We start from the raw sequence: 15678 nt of genomic DNA, 5'->3' as shown, positions 1-15678 counted from the left end.
AGCCCCCACTTCGCTCCATTTGCCCCCACACTACCCCACTTTCCTCCATCACAGCTCCACTCAACGCGTGTCCTCACCCGTTGGGCGTGTTTGGTCGATGCCCTAGGCTTCATCCACGTCAGAAAAGCGTCGCTAGCCCCGAGGAGCCCCATGACCCAGACCGCTGCAACCCCCCTGGCGCTGGCCGAGGTGAGTGCGCTGGCGAACCAGGTGAAACAGTCGATCGGCAGCGTCATAGAGGGCAAGCCACACCAGATACACATGGCGGTTCTGGTGCTGCTCGCACGGGGACATCTCCTGCTCGAGGATGTGCCCGGGGTCGGCAAGACCGTTCTCGCCAAGGCTCTCGGACGTTCCATCTCGGGGGCGGTCAGCCGCATCCAGTTCACCCCCGACCTGCTTCCGAGTGATGTCACCGGAGTGTCGGTCTTCAACCAGCAGAGTCGTGAGTTCGAGTTCAAACCCGGCGGCATCTTCGCCAACATCGTGCTGGGGGACGAGATCAACCGGGCATCACCGAAAACCCAGTCCGCGCTGCTGGAGGCAATGGCCGAGGGACAGGTTTCCGCAGACGGGCAGACCTACCAGCTCAAACAGCCCTTCATGGTGGTGGCGACCCAGAACCCGATCGAGATGGAGGGCACCTATCCACTACCAGAGGCCCAGCGTGACCGTTTCATGGCGAGAATCGAGATGGGCTATCCCGGACACCAGGCAGAAATGGCCATGCTCACGGCCCAGGCAGGAGGAGATCAACTCACCGCAGTCCGCCCCGTCACGGACGTCGCCCATGTGGAAAGGGCCATCGCCGCAATGCAGGGGATCTACGTCGCGCCCGTGATAAACGACTACATCGTGAGGCTCGTGAGCTCCACCCGCGCCGACCCGGAGCTCCGTCTCGGCGCAAGTCCCCGCGCCTGCGTCCACCTGATGCGCGCGGCCCGGGTCGAGGCCGCCCTCCAAGGACGCGACTACGTCATCCCGGAGGATGTCGCGACCCTGGCCGTTCCGCTGCTGGCCCACAGGGTCTTGTTGACCGTGGATGCGCAAATCGCCCGTCAGTCGAACGAGAGCGTCATCACACGCATCGTCAACACCACCCAGCCACCACACCGGAACTGACATGCAGGGGTTCCGATTCGGGCTCACGGGACGCGGCCTGACGATGTTGATGTTCGGTGGCCTCATCGCCGCGGGAGCAACCATGATCGGCGAACCCGATCTGGCGTGGGTGGGGGTGTTCATCCTGTCGCTACCCGTCCTGGGGCTCGTGATCGTGATGGCTCTGCCACCACGCCTCACCTGCGAACGGTCCGTCGTGCCCGATTCCCTGCCCGTCGGGGATGCGGCCCGGGTACGCCTGTTGGTCACGAGCAGCAGGACGGTTTCCTTCTCCGCGCTCGGTTTTCGTGATCGGCTTCCCGACGCGCTGGGGCGCGATGCAACCTTCGACCTCATTCGCGGCCTGGGACGCTGGACCCAGGCAGCCGGGTACGACATCGCCACCCAACAGCGCGGCCACTTCCGGATCGGCCCCCTGCTGGTACGCAATTCCGACGCCTTCGGGGTTGCCTGGCGCAGTTGGCAGGCAACCGAACACACCACGTCGCTGCGCGTGACGCCGAGGCTGTGGCCTCTGGCCCTCCCCAGGGGTGGCCGGGCGTCGGGGGCCAGCGGGGACGCCACCCCGCAGCGCATCGGGAACGCGGGTACCGATGACGTCCTGGTACGCGAACACCGTCACGGCGACGGAATGCGTCGCGTGCACTGGAGGATGAGTGCAAAACGTGGTGAGCTGATGGTCCGCCTGGAGGAGCAGCCCTGGGATCCGGCCATGACGATCATCGTTGACACACGGGCCACTGCGCACATCGGCAGCGGACCCAACTCCACGCTGGAATGGGTGCTGTCGCTGTGCACTTCCCTGGCGGTCGAGCTTCTTCGCGATCGTCTCAGGGTCGGTCTTCTCGGCTCCGACGGAGTGATCTTCCGCCCTGTCAACGGCGAATCAACGGGCGCCGCGTCCCGGCTGCTGGCCACCGTGACCGACGTCGAACCATCCGGACGTTCCTTCCTGGAAGACTGTCTCGCAGACCCGGATGCCCTCGGGACCGCACGAGCCGTGGTCGCCGGACTCGGCCTGCTCCACTCCCGTGACGCAGCAGCACTCGCTGCAGCGACGACCAGGGTCGCCGACATCGATGCCCTGGTCCCGGACGCGCGTGCTTTTCGTCTCCCGGTGGAGGTGGTGGTCGCCCACGAGGAGGCCTGCCGACTGCTCACCACATCCGGGTGGAACGTGGCGACCTTCGGCCCCGACACATCCGTCACACAGGCCTGGAGTCGACTCGTCGCCCAGCGGGAGGCCCGGTGAACAACAGATCCTCAGCTCTCCTGCCCCCGGTGATCTCGGTCGCGGTGACCCTGTCCATGCTCTCCCTCGGCCCCCTGTTCGCCGCCCCCGTGTTCTCGTGGTCCTTGCTCCTGACGATCGGGCTGCCCGGCCTGATCGGCGCCGCGGTCGCGCTGCTCCGCCTGAGACGTTCCTGGTCCGTGACACTGGCTGCCCTGTCCGGAACGGTCCTGCTGATCTGGCTGGGAACGACCGTTGCACCGACTGGTTCCCCAGTGACCGGAATTCCGAACCTGCTCACCAGCGGTTTCCAGTTCCTGCGAGAGTCGCGGCCGCCGATTCCCGATCATCCCGCGCTGGGTTGGCTACTGCTGCTCCTGGCATTCGTGTTGTGGCTGGTTTCCTACGTGCTGGCCGAATCCCTGGAACAACCGGCCTGGGTGATTGCCCCCTTGGCACTGCCGTATGCCCTCACCGCGCTCGTGCATCCCACCGATCTCGGCTTCACGGGTTTCCTGCTGGTTGCGGGCGGTTATGTCGCGATCCTGCTCACAGCCGGTGGACCGGGCATTGCCCGCGGCGGAACAGGATTCCAACTGGCACGTTGGTTCGTCGGTCTGATCGCCGCCACGGCGGCCGCGGCCCTGACCCTGGGTATCACATCCGTCCTGCCCATGGGCCACAAACAACCCTGGTTGAACAGCGGCACCGACAAACCCATCCAGCTCAGCGACCCGACCATCGAGCTGAGTCGCAATCTGCAACGCCCGAACCCCGTCGACGTTCTCACGTATCGCGCCAGCGATCAAAAACCCCACTACCTACGCACCACGGCCCTGACCCATCTGACCACCGACGGCGCACAGCTGGAATCCATGAGGCTGCGCAGCTCAGGCATCCGAGAGGCCTACGACGCCCCTGGGGAAAGGATTGACGTCAACGTCTCGATGCGCTTTCCCTCCCAGTACCTGCCGGCTCCTTTCGCGGTCGACGGTTTCGACGCGTCCGGAAACTGGGGTTTCGATCAGAACACCCTCTCCGTGGTGGCGACGGGTGATCGGGGAGCGGATCAGACAGCGAACCTGGAATATCGGGTCACCTCCGTGATCCCGACCGGAGGAGCATCCCTGGCAACTGCTCGTGCAGGATCGGACCCGGCGGGTGAGGAAACCCTCAGGATTCCCGACGGCATCTCCGACGAGGTTCGGGGCCTGGCCGCCAAGATCACCGGAAACGCGAGTACCGATGGCGCCAAGGCAAAGGCGATCGAGGAATATCTGACCTCCGACAGGTTCACCTACACCCTTCAGGCCCCCGCATCGACCGGAACGGAAACCATCAGCGCCTTCCTGTTGAAGGACCAGGCCGGTTACTGCATCCACTTCGCCACGGCCATGGCGATACTCGCTCGGCTCGAGGGCATTCCGTCGCGCGTCGCGATCGGTTTCACGGGTGGCACACGGGACGGGGAGGGCTACAAGGTGACCACCGACAACATGCACGCCTGGCCCGAGCTGTATTTCGAAGGTCTGGGTTGGTTGCCATTTGAACCGACCAAGTCCATCGGTTCCTCCACCACGGGGGAGAACTCCTCACCGTCTCCGCCGAGTTCCGAACCCATGACGCCTCCGAGCACGCAGGCCGCATCCCCCGAACCCCGGCCCACCGAACCGACGCCATCCTCAGAGCAGACAACCCCGGGAACATCCAGGAGCAGCTCTGCGAACTGGACCTGGCTGATCTGGACGCTTCCCGCGCTTCTGCTGCTGCTCTCCCCCGCCGTGGTACGACTGTCCCTACGCGCCTGGCGCCTGCGCAACGGGCAACCCCCGGCGCCCGCTGCCGCCGCCGCGTGGCGTGAACTGGCAGCTTCCCACCGGGATCTCGGCCGAGTTTTTCTGCCGGGCTCGCCCGTCGAAGCGGCCAAGGCCATGGGGCCCGATCTTCCCGAGGGCACGGCAGCACATCTGCTCGAGGTGGCCGAGGTCGTGCAGCGCACCCAGTTCGCCCGCGAATCCCCACCGACGAATCAGCTTCCTGAGCGCGTGAGGCTCCTGACCCGTGAGCTTCGCAGGGGCGTCCCCACCCTGAAACGTCTGCTGGCGTTCCTGTTTCCCGCATCCCTGTGGCCGTCGAGGAACGCCCGTGGCGGAGAACCGGACCGCGATTCGCGATAGCCTTTTCCCACCCATCCAGCAGGGCACCTACAATGGCAGGGACGGGGTGCCCGAAGAACCAGGACAGGAGACCACGATGGCTTTGTCTGAGCAGGAGCAAAAGCGCTTGGACCAGCTTGAGGCCTCGCTGCTCGCCGATGACCCGAAATTCGCAGACACCCTGAGGGGTGCTCCTCAGTTCCGCGTCCAGCGTCGCCGCGCCGCCTTCGCCGGGGTGGTCTTCGTGGCGGGACTGACCGCTCTGATCCTCGGGGTCCAGTTCCAGCCGGTGATCTCCATCATCGGCTTCGTCATGATGCTCATCGCAGCGATCACCGGGATCAGCGCATGGCCCAGAGTGGAGGGTCAGACGGATACGACACGCCTCTCCAGCAGGTCCACCCGCCCCTCCGTTTCCGGAACGGACTTCATGAACAAGTTGGAAGAACGCTGGCGCAAGCGTCAGCAGGGCGGCGATCTTTGAATCGTGGCCGATACCCGATTTCCCGTATCGTCCGGATTCACCGTTGTCAGATATCGGTTGGGAAATGGACTTGAGCTTGCTCTGCTGCCCGATCCGCACGCTCCCGCCGTGGCCGTCAATCTCAGTTTTCAGGTGGGATCCGTCGACGAAACCCCGGGACGCACGGGTTTCGCCCATCTTTTCGAGCACCTGATGTTCCAGGGCTCCTCCAGGGTGGCCCCGGGGGAGCACATGTCCGTGATCGAGGCCTCGGGCGGCAACGTCAACGCCTTCACATCCACCGATCGCACGGTCTATCACGAGTGCGTACCGGTAGGGGCCCTGGAACTGGTGCTGTGGCTGGAAGCGGATCGTCTTCGCAGCCTCGCGGTGACGCAGGAAAATCTCGACGCCCAACGTGACGTGGTGGCCCAGGAGAAGCGTCAACGCTACGACAACCGGCCCTACGGGGATCTGTTGGCGGGTTTGGTGGGGCAACACTTCGGTTCCGGACATCCTTACGGGCACCTGCCCATAGGTTCCATGGCGGACCTGGCAGCAGCGAGCCTGGCTGAGGTGACGGCCTTCCACTCGAGATGGTATCGCCCCTCACATGCAAAACTGGTAGTCTGTGGGGCACTCGACCCGGATGAGACCATCAACCTGGTCGAGCGATACTTCGGCGATCTCGAGGATCTTTCCCCGCCCCCACGGAAGGCCATCACGGAATCCACGCTGCCGGGTGGGAACATCACCGTCACCGGAGAGGTCCCCCATCCCCTGGTGTACTGCTCGTGGCAGGCTCCGGCGGCCGGCACGCCCGGCCTCATGGCCTTGGAACTGGGGTTGTCCGTGCTCTCGGATGGGCACGCGTCCCGTCTCCATCGTCGGCTCGTCAGAGAACGGGGTATCGCCCACGAAGTGCACGGCACGCTGCTGGGTCATCTCCGTTCCCCTTCCATCGCGTCCTTGAGCGCAAGGCCCGCGGATGGGGTGGATACCCGGGAGCTGGCCGAGGCGATCCTGGAAGAACTGGCTGACATGGAAGCCCCGTCCGAACAGGAGCTGGAGCGGGCCAAGGCCCAGTACGAACGCGGCTGGCTCCTCGAGCTTGCCGCCGTCGAGGACCGCGCGGAAGCCACGGCCGACACATGGACGACCATGGGTGATCCGGCGCTGATCAACAACCGACTGGCCGACCTCGCGGCTGTGACCTCCGACGATGTGTTCCGTGTGCTCACGAATCGCCCCTCGTCCAGCCAGCTTCACTACTTGCCGAAGGGTGCATCGTGATCCGTCCCGCCATAGTGGAACCACGCCCGTGGCATTTCCCGAAACTACTTCGCTCCTCACTCGGCTCAGGGCTGGATGTTGCTTTCATCGATCTGCCAGGCCAGGCCCTCGCCTCCGTGGAGCTGGTGCTTCCCGCCCCTCTCGAAGCCGAGCCTCGCGAATTGGAAGGGGTGGCCACCGTGGTCCTGCACTCCTGCGACGAGGCCACCATCACCCTGCCCGACGTCGTGGAGCGGCTTGAACTGCAAGGAGCCACACTGCTCGGAAAATCCACGTGGGGGTACACCCGTCTGGGTCTGAGCGCACCGGCCCGCCGCTTGCCGAAGGCACTGGAGCTGTTCGCTTCCGTGGTCAGGGAGCCGGCCTTCGATGAGCCCGACCTGGCTCATCACGTCGAGACCCAGATTGCCGCTTGGAGAACCAGGATGGCCTCCCCCACGGCTGTCACCCGGGAAACCCTGCACACCTCCTTGTTCGGCTCGGAACAACGCGAGGGACGTCCCCTCGCAGGCTCCCCCGAGACCTTGGGGGCGATCACCCGTGAAGCAGCCCGGGAGTGGCATGAACGCACATGGGTACCCGATGGCTCGACGTTGATCCTCGCCGGCGATCTGAAGGGCCTGGACCCGGAGGAGCTCGTGGCTCCCCTGGAGACCTGGCAGGGCACCCGCGCCCCTTCGCCGCCTCCTCAAGGAATCCCCGGCCGCCCCGGAATCGTGCTGGTCGATCTCCCGCATGCGGCCCAGACCGTGGTCCAGGCATTCGTCCCAACCCCTGGTCGCCGGGACCCTGCCTGGGCATCCCTCAAACTGGGCGGGCACATCTTGTGCGGGGCATTCGCCAGTCGCCTGAACCTGGAGCTCCGCGAACGTCTCGGGTACACCTACGGCGTTTCGGGTGGGGTGTCGGCACGCCGCACGGGGGGCTCTCTCATGCTGGAGACAGCCCTGAGCAACACCTCAGCAGCAGATGCCACCGCTCGTATCCTGGATGCGCTCCTGTCACCCGACCCCTTCACCGATGACGAGGTCAGGGATGCCGCCCGCTATCTGGTACAGGCCTCTCCTCTGCGGTACGAGACGGCAGCCGACATCACGGTCCAGGCCGCGGCCCTGATCGCTGCGGACCTCGACCCCGACTTCGTGGATCACCACCGCGCTGCCCTGGCCAATGCCACGACAGAACAGGTCAACACCGCTTGGCGAGCGAACATCCGCCCCGAGGACGTCACCATCGTGATCGGCGGCCCGGCCGAGGCGCTCAAGCCCGGCCTGCAGGCCGCCGGAATCCAGACCACGCTCACTGGTTGAGCAGGGCGAGCGCCTTTTCCGTCTTGGCCTTTGCCTCGTTGGTCTTCTGCTGATAGGTGGCGAGGTCACCAGCCTTCAGCGCCTGATCAGCCTCTGCGAACAGGGTCACGCCCTCTTTCAGCAGCGCCTTCGCCTGTTCCTTGGTGTCCTCCTCAGACGTCGGTGGGGGCTGCTGCTGTCCATTCGTGGAACTCTCCACGGGCTTTTCACCCGTCTCGGCTCCTGCGTCGCCCTGGAACACCTGGTCGAGTGCCGCCTTCAGGGTGTCGCCGATGCCCACGTGTTCACCGAAACGCGCCACGACGAACCGCAGTGCGGGATAACCGCCGCTGGTGGCGCTGGTCTGGGTGTAGATCGGCTGCACGTACATCAACCCGCCACCGACCGGGATGGTGAGCAGGTTCCCGTAGATGGCGCTCGTGTTGCCCTGACGGTTGAACGGAAGCAGCCGCTCCGCCACGGCCTCGTTGGTAGAGATCGCGTTGAACGTCTGCCCCGGCCCGGGAATCTGTTTGGCGTCAGAGAGTTTCAACGCTCGCAGCTGACCATAGTTCGGGCTGATCGCGTCCGCATTCACCGCCATGTAGACCGAGAGATTCTCACGTCCCCGCGGGACGAAGACCGTCGTGTTCGAATAGTGGGCCTGTTCCTCCCCGGGCCACTTGATGGTCAGGAAATAAGGGGGTTCCTTTGTCCCGTTCTCACCGCCCTTGACGGGATCGGATGGCACCTCCCAGATGTCCGACTGCTGGAAGAAGGTGTACGGGTTCGTCGTGTGGTAGAGCCCCAGCATCTGGCGCTGCACCTTGAAAAGGTCCTGCGGGTATCGCAGATGCGCCATCAGTTCGGGGCTGATCTCGGACTTGGGAGTGATGATCCCCGGATAGACCTTTGACCAGGTCTGGAGGATGGGATCCGACTCGTCCCAACCGTAGAGGGTGACGGTGCCGTCGTAGGCGTCCACTGTCGCCTTGACCGAGTTGCGGACGTAGTTGACCTGCGTGCCGGAGGCCGTGCGATCACCACTGGTACGGGTGTCCTTGGTGGCCTGGGTCCAGTCGACGCGGGTCGAGTTCGGGTAGTCAGCGGTGGTGGTGTAGGCGTCGATGATCCAGACGATACGCCCGTTGACCACCGTCGGGTAGGGATCGGAGTCGACCGTCAGGAACGGCGCCACCTCCTTGACCCGGTCCACGGGAACCCGGTTGAACAGTAGACGCGAGTTGGGATTGACCCTCTCGGAGAGCAGCAGGTTGATGTCCCCGAAACGCACGGCGAACGCGGTCTTGTTCAGGAGATCGCCGACGGGAACGCCACCGCTGCCCTGGTAGGTGTACTTGGTCTCGGTGTGTTCCTGCCCGCCTCCAGGGGTGTCGAGTTCCACTGGTTCCGCGCCATCGGGGGCACCGGCGATGACCCAGTGTTTGGACTCCTCACCGAAGTAGATGCGGGGCTGTTCCTGCTTGATCAGACCCTCGGTCGGGATACCTCCCGAGAAGTAGGTGGGTTCCCCGTTTGATTCGCGACGGTTGCCGTACGCCGCCACCAGGCCGTAACCATGGGTGTAGACCGTGTGCATGTTGTTCCACGTGTTGCCCGCCTCGACAGCGTTCAGGTCGAGCTCGCGAGCGGCGACGACGGAATCCGTTTCCCGGCCGTCCAGGTTGTAGCGGTCGACGTCGAGGGTCGAGGGGAACCGGTAGTAGCCGCGCACCTGCTGGAGCTGCTCGAAGGTCGGGGCGATGATGGCCGGGTCCATCAACCGGATCGCGGGCAACGCAGCCGCGTCGGCGCGCAGCTGCCCTGCACTGACACTGTCCACGGCCTCGTAATCCGTGATCTGAACCGAATCGATCCCGAAGGCTTTTCGTGTCGCCTCGATGTTGTTCGCTATCCAGGGACGTTCCAGGTCGGGTTCGTTGGGTTTGACCACGAAACTACGAACCGCCCACGGGTAGACGGCGGTGAGGATCATCGCAGAGATCACCAGCAGCCCCAGTGCGATACCGGGCACGCTCCACCGCACCCGCCATGCGTTGTAGAAGCACACCAGCGCACAGATCCCCGCGATCGCGGCAACGATCAGACTGGCCGGGATCCGGGAGGTCGCATCCGTGTAGTTGACGCCCGTGAACAAGTTGTTCTGGGACGTCAGATATCCGTATCGGTCGAGGAAGGACGCAAGTCCGTACAACAGCAACGCGACCCCGAGCAGAATGGACACCTGCCGTTGGGCCGCCTTGCCAGCTCCCTTGAGATTACCCGACCTCCGGAAGGCCGTGGAATTCATGGCTCCGGTGAGGAAATGGACCAGCAGCGACCCGACGAGACAGGCCACCACCATGAAACTCACGTAACTCAGCACGAACCGCCACCAGGGCAGCTGGAACACGTAGAAAGAGGCGTCCAGCCCGAACACGGCGTCGGGGGTGCCGAAGTCGGTGGCGCGAACCCATGCCAGAAAGACCGGAACCTGGCCGGCGGCCACCCCACCGCCCAACAGGCCAGCCACAGCAGCGGGCAGCAACATGAGCATGCGGGAACGCCGATCCAGGTTGTCACGCAACTGGAGCAGCAATTCGGAATCCAGATTCGCGCGCCGAACCGGGGGACGCAGCCGGTAGGCCAGCACCAGGGAACCGAACACCCCACCCCCCATCAACAATCCAAATCCCAGGAACAGCCCCACCCGGGCAGCCAGCTGAGTGGTGAAAACCGTCGATGCGGACACGCTGCTGAACCACAGGTAGTCGGTGTAGAACCGGGCGGCCACCACAGCCAGGAGGACCAGAACACCAACGATCAGAATTGAGATCAACAACGGGTTTCGGCGCTTCTCGGCACCGGCTTGGGCTTCTGCGCTCATGCGTTCTCCTCCTTGAACGTGGCCAGCAGGGCATCGGCCAGGCCGGGAACGAGGTCCTCGGCGCCGAGCAGGTCTTCCGGGTTGCTGAGGACACGGGCCAGACCGTGTCGCGCCCCGTCGCGCAGCGCACCGACCACCACCCGGACGTCGGTGCGGGCCTCGTGGTTGTTCACGAACTCGATGGCTTCATCGGGTTCCACGGGCACCTGGGACTCGAACCCGGGGGGCAGGAAGGCACGTTCCATCGCGATCGCGCATCCGGTAACGGTGGCAGGCCAGGTCAAGCACGCCAGTCGGGCGGCGATGTCACCGCCGAGTTGGAAGTCCTCCTGCTCGACAGCGGTCAACGCGTCCTTCGCGGTCTGGGTGACCCGCCCCCGCAACTGCGGTTCCAGCTCGAGCAGCGTGGCGGTCTCCACCAGCGCGAAGAGCCGCGCGGGTTGATCCCACCCGAGTTCCGAGACGTGACGTTCGATGTCGGCCAGGGCCGCGATCAGGCGGCTCGGATCCACCTCAGCCACAGCTGGGCACCTCCTGTGTGGATTGTCCTTCGTTGACCAGCTGCAGCGCGGCGATCGCGTCCTTGAGGGTACCCACGGGAACCAGCCTGAGGTCGGTGCGCAGATCCCCCAGGTCGGCGCAGTTGCTGGCGGGCATCAGGAACAGCTTCGCCCCGGCGGCCTCCGCTCCCTTGATCTTTTCTCGGATTCCACCGATGCCGTACACCTTTCCGGCGGCATCCACCTGACCGGTGCCGGCAACCACGCGTCCTTCGCGCAGCACCCCGTCGGTGATGCGGTCGTAGATCGCCAGGGCGAACACCAGGCCCGCGGAGGGGCCGACGATGCCGGGGTCGATCCGGTAGGCGACCGAGGGTGCGTAGCGGTAGCCGACCGAGAGCGAGATCCCGAGATACGGGGCCCCGTCCCGCTCCGTAGCGGTTGTCACGGTGATCTCTTCACTGGCACCGCCACGTAGCACCCTGAACACGATGGGATCTCCGACGGCCCTGGTCTGGATGGCGGTTTTCACCTCATCGTTGGTTGTCACCTCACTGCCGTCCACGGCCTCGATGAGGTCGCCGGGACGCAGTTGCCCGTTCGCGGGTCCGGACAGGCTGACCGAGGACACCATCGGCATCTCGGTGACGGGCTGTCCCGCCGCCCTGAGAGCGGCGACGGTCGCGTTGACACGGGAGGAATCCATCATGGCGACCGCTTCGTTCTGCACCTCGGCGTTCGTTTTGCCGGCCGGGTACACGACATCGCGCGGCAAGGCGTCCGAATCAACCGCGACATGGGCCATGAGCGCCGCGGGGAGGCTGATGATGGAGTCCACCTGTGTGGTGGAAACCGTTGTCATCAGCAACTTGCCACCGCTGTTGCTCGTGGGGATGCCGGAGATCTCGATGAGCGGCCCTTCCTCGGTGCTGCCCATCACGTCAACGGTCTTACCGGGCTGCCAGGTCACGAACGGCACCGGGATCAGGATGAGCCCCGCAGCGAGCAGCACGAACAGCGCCGAGGACACGATGGCCACCATGTTTCGCGACAACTCGCCCCTCCTTGCCTGCCGTGTCGGTGGCGACAAGCCTACCAAGTGGACCTCACCGGACCGTCCTTCTCGGTTTTCCTTGATCCCATAGGGTTGAATGGTTTCCGAATCGGTTTCCCGTGCGAAAGGCCTGATGTCCAATGTCAACTCCCGGAGGGTTCGACTTCGAGCAGCTCAAGCGCATGATGGAGCAGCTCGGTCTCAACGCCGATGACCTGGATCTCGACGAGTTGATGAAACAGATGCAACGTCTTCAGGAATCCGGTGGAATCAGGTTCGGCATCACCCCGGCCGATCAGGACCCGGAAGCCGCATGGCGAACCACGATCACCGCGGCACGTCATCTCGCATCGGAGCTGGGGCCCGACCCGTCCCTCACCCCCGGAGAACGACTCGCCATAGTCGACGCGGAACGGTTGGCCCAGTCCTGGCTGGACCCGGTGACACAGTTCACGTCCTCGGGAACACCGCTGGTGACGCAGCGCCGTGAGGAATGGATCGAGGCCACATCCGCAGGATGGCGACGTCTGGTCGAACCGATCATCGACGGACTCGCCGACGCGCTGCAGCGGGGAACAACGGGCCCCGGGGATTCGCAGTTCGCCGATTTCTCGTCGATGCTCGCACCCATGATGCGAACCTCGGCGTCGTTGATCTACCGCGATCGGCTGAGCAAGGTGCTGGCTTCGGTCGCCGGATCCACACTCACCGGCTCGGAGGTGGGAATCTCCCTCACCGAGGGGGCCGCGGTGACGGTACTGCCCGCGAACGTCGCCGAATTCACCCGTGATCTGGATCTGCCCGACAGCGACGTCATGCTCTATCTGCTGCTGCGAGAGGCCGCCCGGCAGAGACTGTTCCAAGGAATCAGTTGGTTGTCCCCCCAACTGGAGGCGCTCCTGGCCCACTACGCCCGCGAGATCCGGATCGACTTCGAGGCGCTGTCGTCACAACTGGACATCGGCGACGAAGAGGTCTCGCTGGAGGAGATCGTCGCGGTTGGGGAAAAAGTGCGTGGCTCTTTCTTCAAGCCCGCCAGCACCGACCTGCAGCTGGAGATCCTGGGGCGCCTCGAGGTGCTGCTGGCACTGATCGAGGGATGGGTGGATCACGTCACGAACCGCGCCGCCTCGAGCTGGATGACCAACTCCACGCAGCTCGACGAGGTGATACGTCGACGCCGCGCCTCCGCGGACCCCACCCGCGAGGTTTTCCGGGACCTGCTCGGGTTGGACCTGCGTCCCCGTCTGATCCGCGACGCGGAGAATCTGTGGGCGGCCATGGAGCATCGTCACGGTGCACTCGAGCGCGATGGCGTGTGGCGACATCCCGACATGCTGCCGACCGCCCGGCATCTGGAGGACCCCCTCTCCTACGTCCACCCGAACCACAGGGATCAGGATGACGGGGACTTCGACGCGGAGCTTCGGAAACTGCTGGGTGAGTGACACTTGACGAAAGTGCCCTCCGCACGGTTGACTTGTACCAAGATCTCCGTTGGATGCGGTTCGCAGGGGAAGGCGAGCCTCCCGACGGAGGTCTTTTTTTTCATTCCTCCACCGAGTTCGGGGGCTTCGCGCCGTGCTCCGCGACGATCCGCAGCACGTCCGCGCCGAACCGGTCCGCCTTCACCGTGCCGATGCCACTGATCCGCAGCAGCTCGGCGCGATCCGCCGGTTCGGCCTCGGCGACGGCCTGCAAAGTGGCGTCGGTGAAGATCACGAAGGCCGGTTGGGATGCAGCGTTGGCGGTCTCCAATCGCCAGGTCTTCAGGGCGGCCAGGAGCTTCTCGTCAAAAGGCGCCTCACAACCGAGGTGACGTCCCAGTTTGCGCTCAGCAGCGTCGGTCAGCTGCTCCCGGCAGACGAAACAGGTCCGGGAACGCACGCTGCCACGCCCGGTCCTGTCGGCCCGGGTGGCGGGAACCTGCCCCTCGGGCACGAGGCCCGTCAGGAACCGGGAGCGCGCACCACGACCACGGGAAGGTTTGCCGGGCCACGAGACCCGGAGCCACCGCCTAGCCCGCGTGACCGCGACGTGCAGGAGCCTCCGCTCCTCCGACAACGCGGGTTCCTCCTGGCTCAGCGCGAAGGGAACCATGCCCTCGCGCACCCCGACCACGGTCACCGCATCCCATTCGAGGCCCTTGGCAGCATGCATGGTTGCCAGCGTGACGGCGCTGGTGGCGGGTGGGGTTTCGAGGCCCGCGTGGTCGTCCAGCCAGGCGGTGAAATCGGGAGCCGTCCAGTCCGGGGTGGTCTCCTGGGCGTCACGGATCATCTGCGCCAGCGAATTGATGGACTCCCAGCGTTCACGCTGGGCGCCCATTCCCGACGGGGCCTCCGGGTTCCATCGCAGCTCGCCAAGCACCTCGTCGAGAAGTGTCCCCGGCCGGGTTCCGGGGCCCCGCTTCGCGGCGCGGTGAAGCCGGTTCACCGCGTCGCGCACCTCGGGACGTTCCCAGAACCGGTCGGTGCCCTTGACCTGGTAGGGAATGCGGGCGGCGTCCAGGGCGGACTCGAAAACGGGTGACTGCGCGTTGATGCGGTAGAGCACCGCGCACTCACCCCACGGGACGCCCTCGGCGTGCCGCTCCCCCAGCCAGGCGACCACGGCCCGGGCCTCGTCCTCCTCCGTGCCGTCGGCGTGGAACTCGGGGGGCGGCCCCTCGGGACGCGTGGGACGCAGGTCCCCCGCGCTGGGACGGCGGCGCACGATGCGGTTCGCGAGCTGGACGATACCCGGGCTGGAGCGGTAGTTGCGAACCAGTCTCACCTGACGGGTTCCGGGATGCTCGGATGCGAAACCCGTCAGGCAGTCGGCCCTGGCGCCGGCGAAACCGTGAATGGCCTGCTGGGGATCACCGACCACGCAGATGTCGGGGCGGCCATCCACCCACAGCGACACCAGGCGGTGCTGGATCGCGGAGACGTCCTGGTACTCGTCCACCACGAAGTGCCGGTAGGCGCCCCGGATCTGCTCGGCGACGGCGGGGTGTTCCACCAGCAGCGCGGCCGCGCACAGGAGGATGTCGTTGAAATCCACCACCCCGGCGCTGGTCTTGTGCTTCTCGTAGGCCTCCATCACCTGGGCCACGCGTTCGGGTTCCACCCCCGCGACCTCACGGCCGCGGGCGAGCCGGGCGTAGCGGCTGGGGGGAACGTTGCTGGACTTGGCCCAGCCGATCTCCCCGATCAGGTCCCGCACCAGGTTCGTGTCGGCGTTGCCGAGCACCCGGTTCGCGGCCCGTCCCACCAGCGGGAAGGGGTTGTCCAGCAGCGCCGGGAACTCGGAACCGTAGGCCGCGGGCCAGAAGTATCGGCACTGGCTGAGCGCGGCGGCGTGGATGGTCCGGGCCGAGACCCTGCGCACCCCGAGCCCGGCCAGCCGCGACTTCAGCTCGCCCGCCGCCCGCGTGGTGAAGGTGACCGCGAGGGTCGCGGTCGGGACGTAGCGCCCCTCCCGGACGGCGTGGGCGACCCGGTGCGTGATCGCCCGCGTCTTGCCCGTTCCCGCCCCCGCCAACACCACCAACGGCCGGTCCAGCAGCGTCGCCACCCGCCGCTGCTCGGGGTCAAGGGCGTCGAGGATCGGATCAGTCACGGGGACCATTCAAACAGGCCGCGCCGACAAAACCCCGGTCGGTGTACACCACCCCTGCGGTTTTGTCGGTGGCGCGCACT

Annotated in this window: 11 protein-coding genes; 7 read left to right on the top strand and 4 right to left on the bottom strand. The window is 65.6% G+C overall.

Annotation, left to right across the window (positions count from 1 at the left end):
* Window positions 1–150 precede the first annotated feature (150 nt).
* The 6 genes from E0E39_RS05335 to E0E39_RS05310 all read left to right on the top strand — a co-directional run bounded on the left by E0E39_RS05335 (window position 151) and on the right by E0E39_RS05310 (window position 7575).
* Window positions 151–1122, top strand: a complete 972-nt coding sequence (locus E0E39_RS05335) for an AAA family ATPase (protein ID WP_130873799.1) — start codon at window positions 151–153, stop codon at window positions 1120–1122.
* Between the two features lies 1 nt (window position 1123).
* Complete coding sequence (locus tag E0E39_RS05330) at window positions 1124–2374, top strand: DUF58 domain-containing protein (protein ID WP_165444650.1); 1251 nt, start codon at window positions 1124–1126, stop codon at window positions 2372–2374.
* Entirely contained in the window at window positions 2371–4530 is a 2160-nt protein-coding gene (locus tag E0E39_RS05325) for a transglutaminase TgpA family protein (protein ID WP_130873797.1), read from the top strand. Before E0E39_RS05330 ends, E0E39_RS05325 begins: the two co-directional genes overlap by 4 nt.
* A gap of 76 nt (window positions 4531–4606) precedes the next feature.
* Window positions 4607–4993, top strand: a complete 387-nt coding sequence (locus E0E39_RS05320; protein ID WP_130873796.1) for a DUF3040 domain-containing protein — start codon at window positions 4607–4609, stop codon at window positions 4991–4993.
* Window positions 4994–4996: 3 nt separating this feature from the next.
* The gene (locus tag E0E39_RS05315; RefSeq protein WP_281275570.1) at window positions 4997–6265 is read left to right on the top strand and encodes a M16 family metallopeptidase; all 1269 of its coding nucleotides are present in this window, start codon (window positions 4997–4999) and stop codon (window positions 6263–6265) included.
* The gene (locus tag E0E39_RS05310; RefSeq protein ID WP_130873794.1) at window positions 6262–7575 is read left to right on the top strand and encodes a M16 family metallopeptidase; all 1314 of its coding nucleotides are present in this window, start codon (window positions 6262–6264) and stop codon (window positions 7573–7575) included. The genes E0E39_RS05315 and E0E39_RS05310 overlap by 4 nt, the downstream gene beginning before the upstream one ends.
* Here the strand turns inward: E0E39_RS05310 and E0E39_RS05305 are convergent.
* Genes E0E39_RS05305 through E0E39_RS05295 form a run of 3 tightly spaced genes read right to left on the bottom strand, consistent with a single transcriptional unit; the run spans window position 7565 to window position 11995 of the window.
* Window positions 7565–10441, bottom strand: a complete 2877-nt coding sequence (locus E0E39_RS05305) for a UPF0182 family membrane protein (protein ID WP_130873793.1) — start codon at window positions 10439–10441, stop codon at window positions 7565–7567. The genes E0E39_RS05310 and E0E39_RS05305 overlap by 11 nt on opposite strands.
* Window positions 10438–10962 carry a PPA1309 family protein gene (locus E0E39_RS05300; protein WP_130873792.1) on the bottom strand — a complete coding sequence of 175 codons (525 nt, stop codon included), beginning with the start codon at window positions 10960–10962 and terminating at the stop codon, window positions 10438–10440. The genes E0E39_RS05305 and E0E39_RS05300 overlap by 4 nt, the downstream gene beginning before the upstream one ends.
* A complete protein-coding gene (locus E0E39_RS05295) occupies window positions 10955–11995 on the bottom strand; it encodes a YlbL family protein (RefSeq protein ID WP_245988207.1) in 1041 nt (346 codons plus the stop codon). Before E0E39_RS05295 ends, E0E39_RS05300 begins: the two co-directional genes overlap by 8 nt.
* A 140-nt stretch (window positions 11996–12135) precedes the next feature.
* On the opposite strand from E0E39_RS05295, the gene E0E39_RS05290 reads away from it, so the two are divergent.
* Window positions 12136–13443, top strand: coding sequence for a zinc-dependent metalloprotease (locus E0E39_RS05290; protein WP_130873791.1), 1308 nt, complete (start codon window positions 12136–12138; stop codon window positions 13441–13443).
* A gap of 100 nt (window positions 13444–13543) precedes the next feature.
* Here the strand turns inward: E0E39_RS05290 and E0E39_RS05285 are convergent, their stop codons facing one another.
* The gene (locus E0E39_RS05285; protein ID WP_425470609.1) at window positions 13544–15598 is read right to left on the bottom strand and encodes an ATP-dependent DNA helicase UvrD2; all 2055 of its coding nucleotides are present in this window, start codon (window positions 15596–15598) and stop codon (window positions 13544–13546) included.
* Between the last annotated feature and the right edge of the window lie 80 nt (window positions 15599–15678).

Origin of the sequence: [Pseudopropionibacterium] massiliense (genome assembly GCF_900607225.1) — a bacterium.
GTDB lineage: Bacteria > Actinomycetota > Actinomycetes > Propionibacteriales > Propionibacteriaceae > Arachnia > Arachnia massiliensis.
This window is presented reverse-complemented; position numbering and strand designations above follow the sequence as displayed.

What these genes read in the sequence shown, in the direction of transcription:
- E0E39_RS05335 (WP_130873799.1), top strand. Translation starts at nt 151, where the DNA reads ATGACCCAGACCGCTGCAACCCCCCTGGCGCTGGCCGAGGTGAGTGCG.
- E0E39_RS05330 (WP_165444650.1), top strand. Translation starts at nt 1,124, where the DNA reads ATGCAGGGGTTCCGATTCGGGCTCACGGGACGCGGCCTGACGATGTTG.
- E0E39_RS05320 (WP_130873796.1), top strand. Translation starts at nt 4,607, where the DNA reads ATGGCTTTGTCTGAGCAGGAGCAAAAGCGCTTGGACCAGCTTGAGGCC.
- E0E39_RS05305 (WP_130873793.1), bottom strand. Translation starts at nt 10,441, where the DNA reads ATGAGCGCAGAAGCCCAAGCCGGTGCCGAGAAGCGCCGAAACCCGTTG.
- E0E39_RS05290 (WP_130873791.1), top strand. Translation starts at nt 12,136, where the DNA reads ATGTCAACTCCCGGAGGGTTCGACTTCGAGCAGCTCAAGCGCATGATG.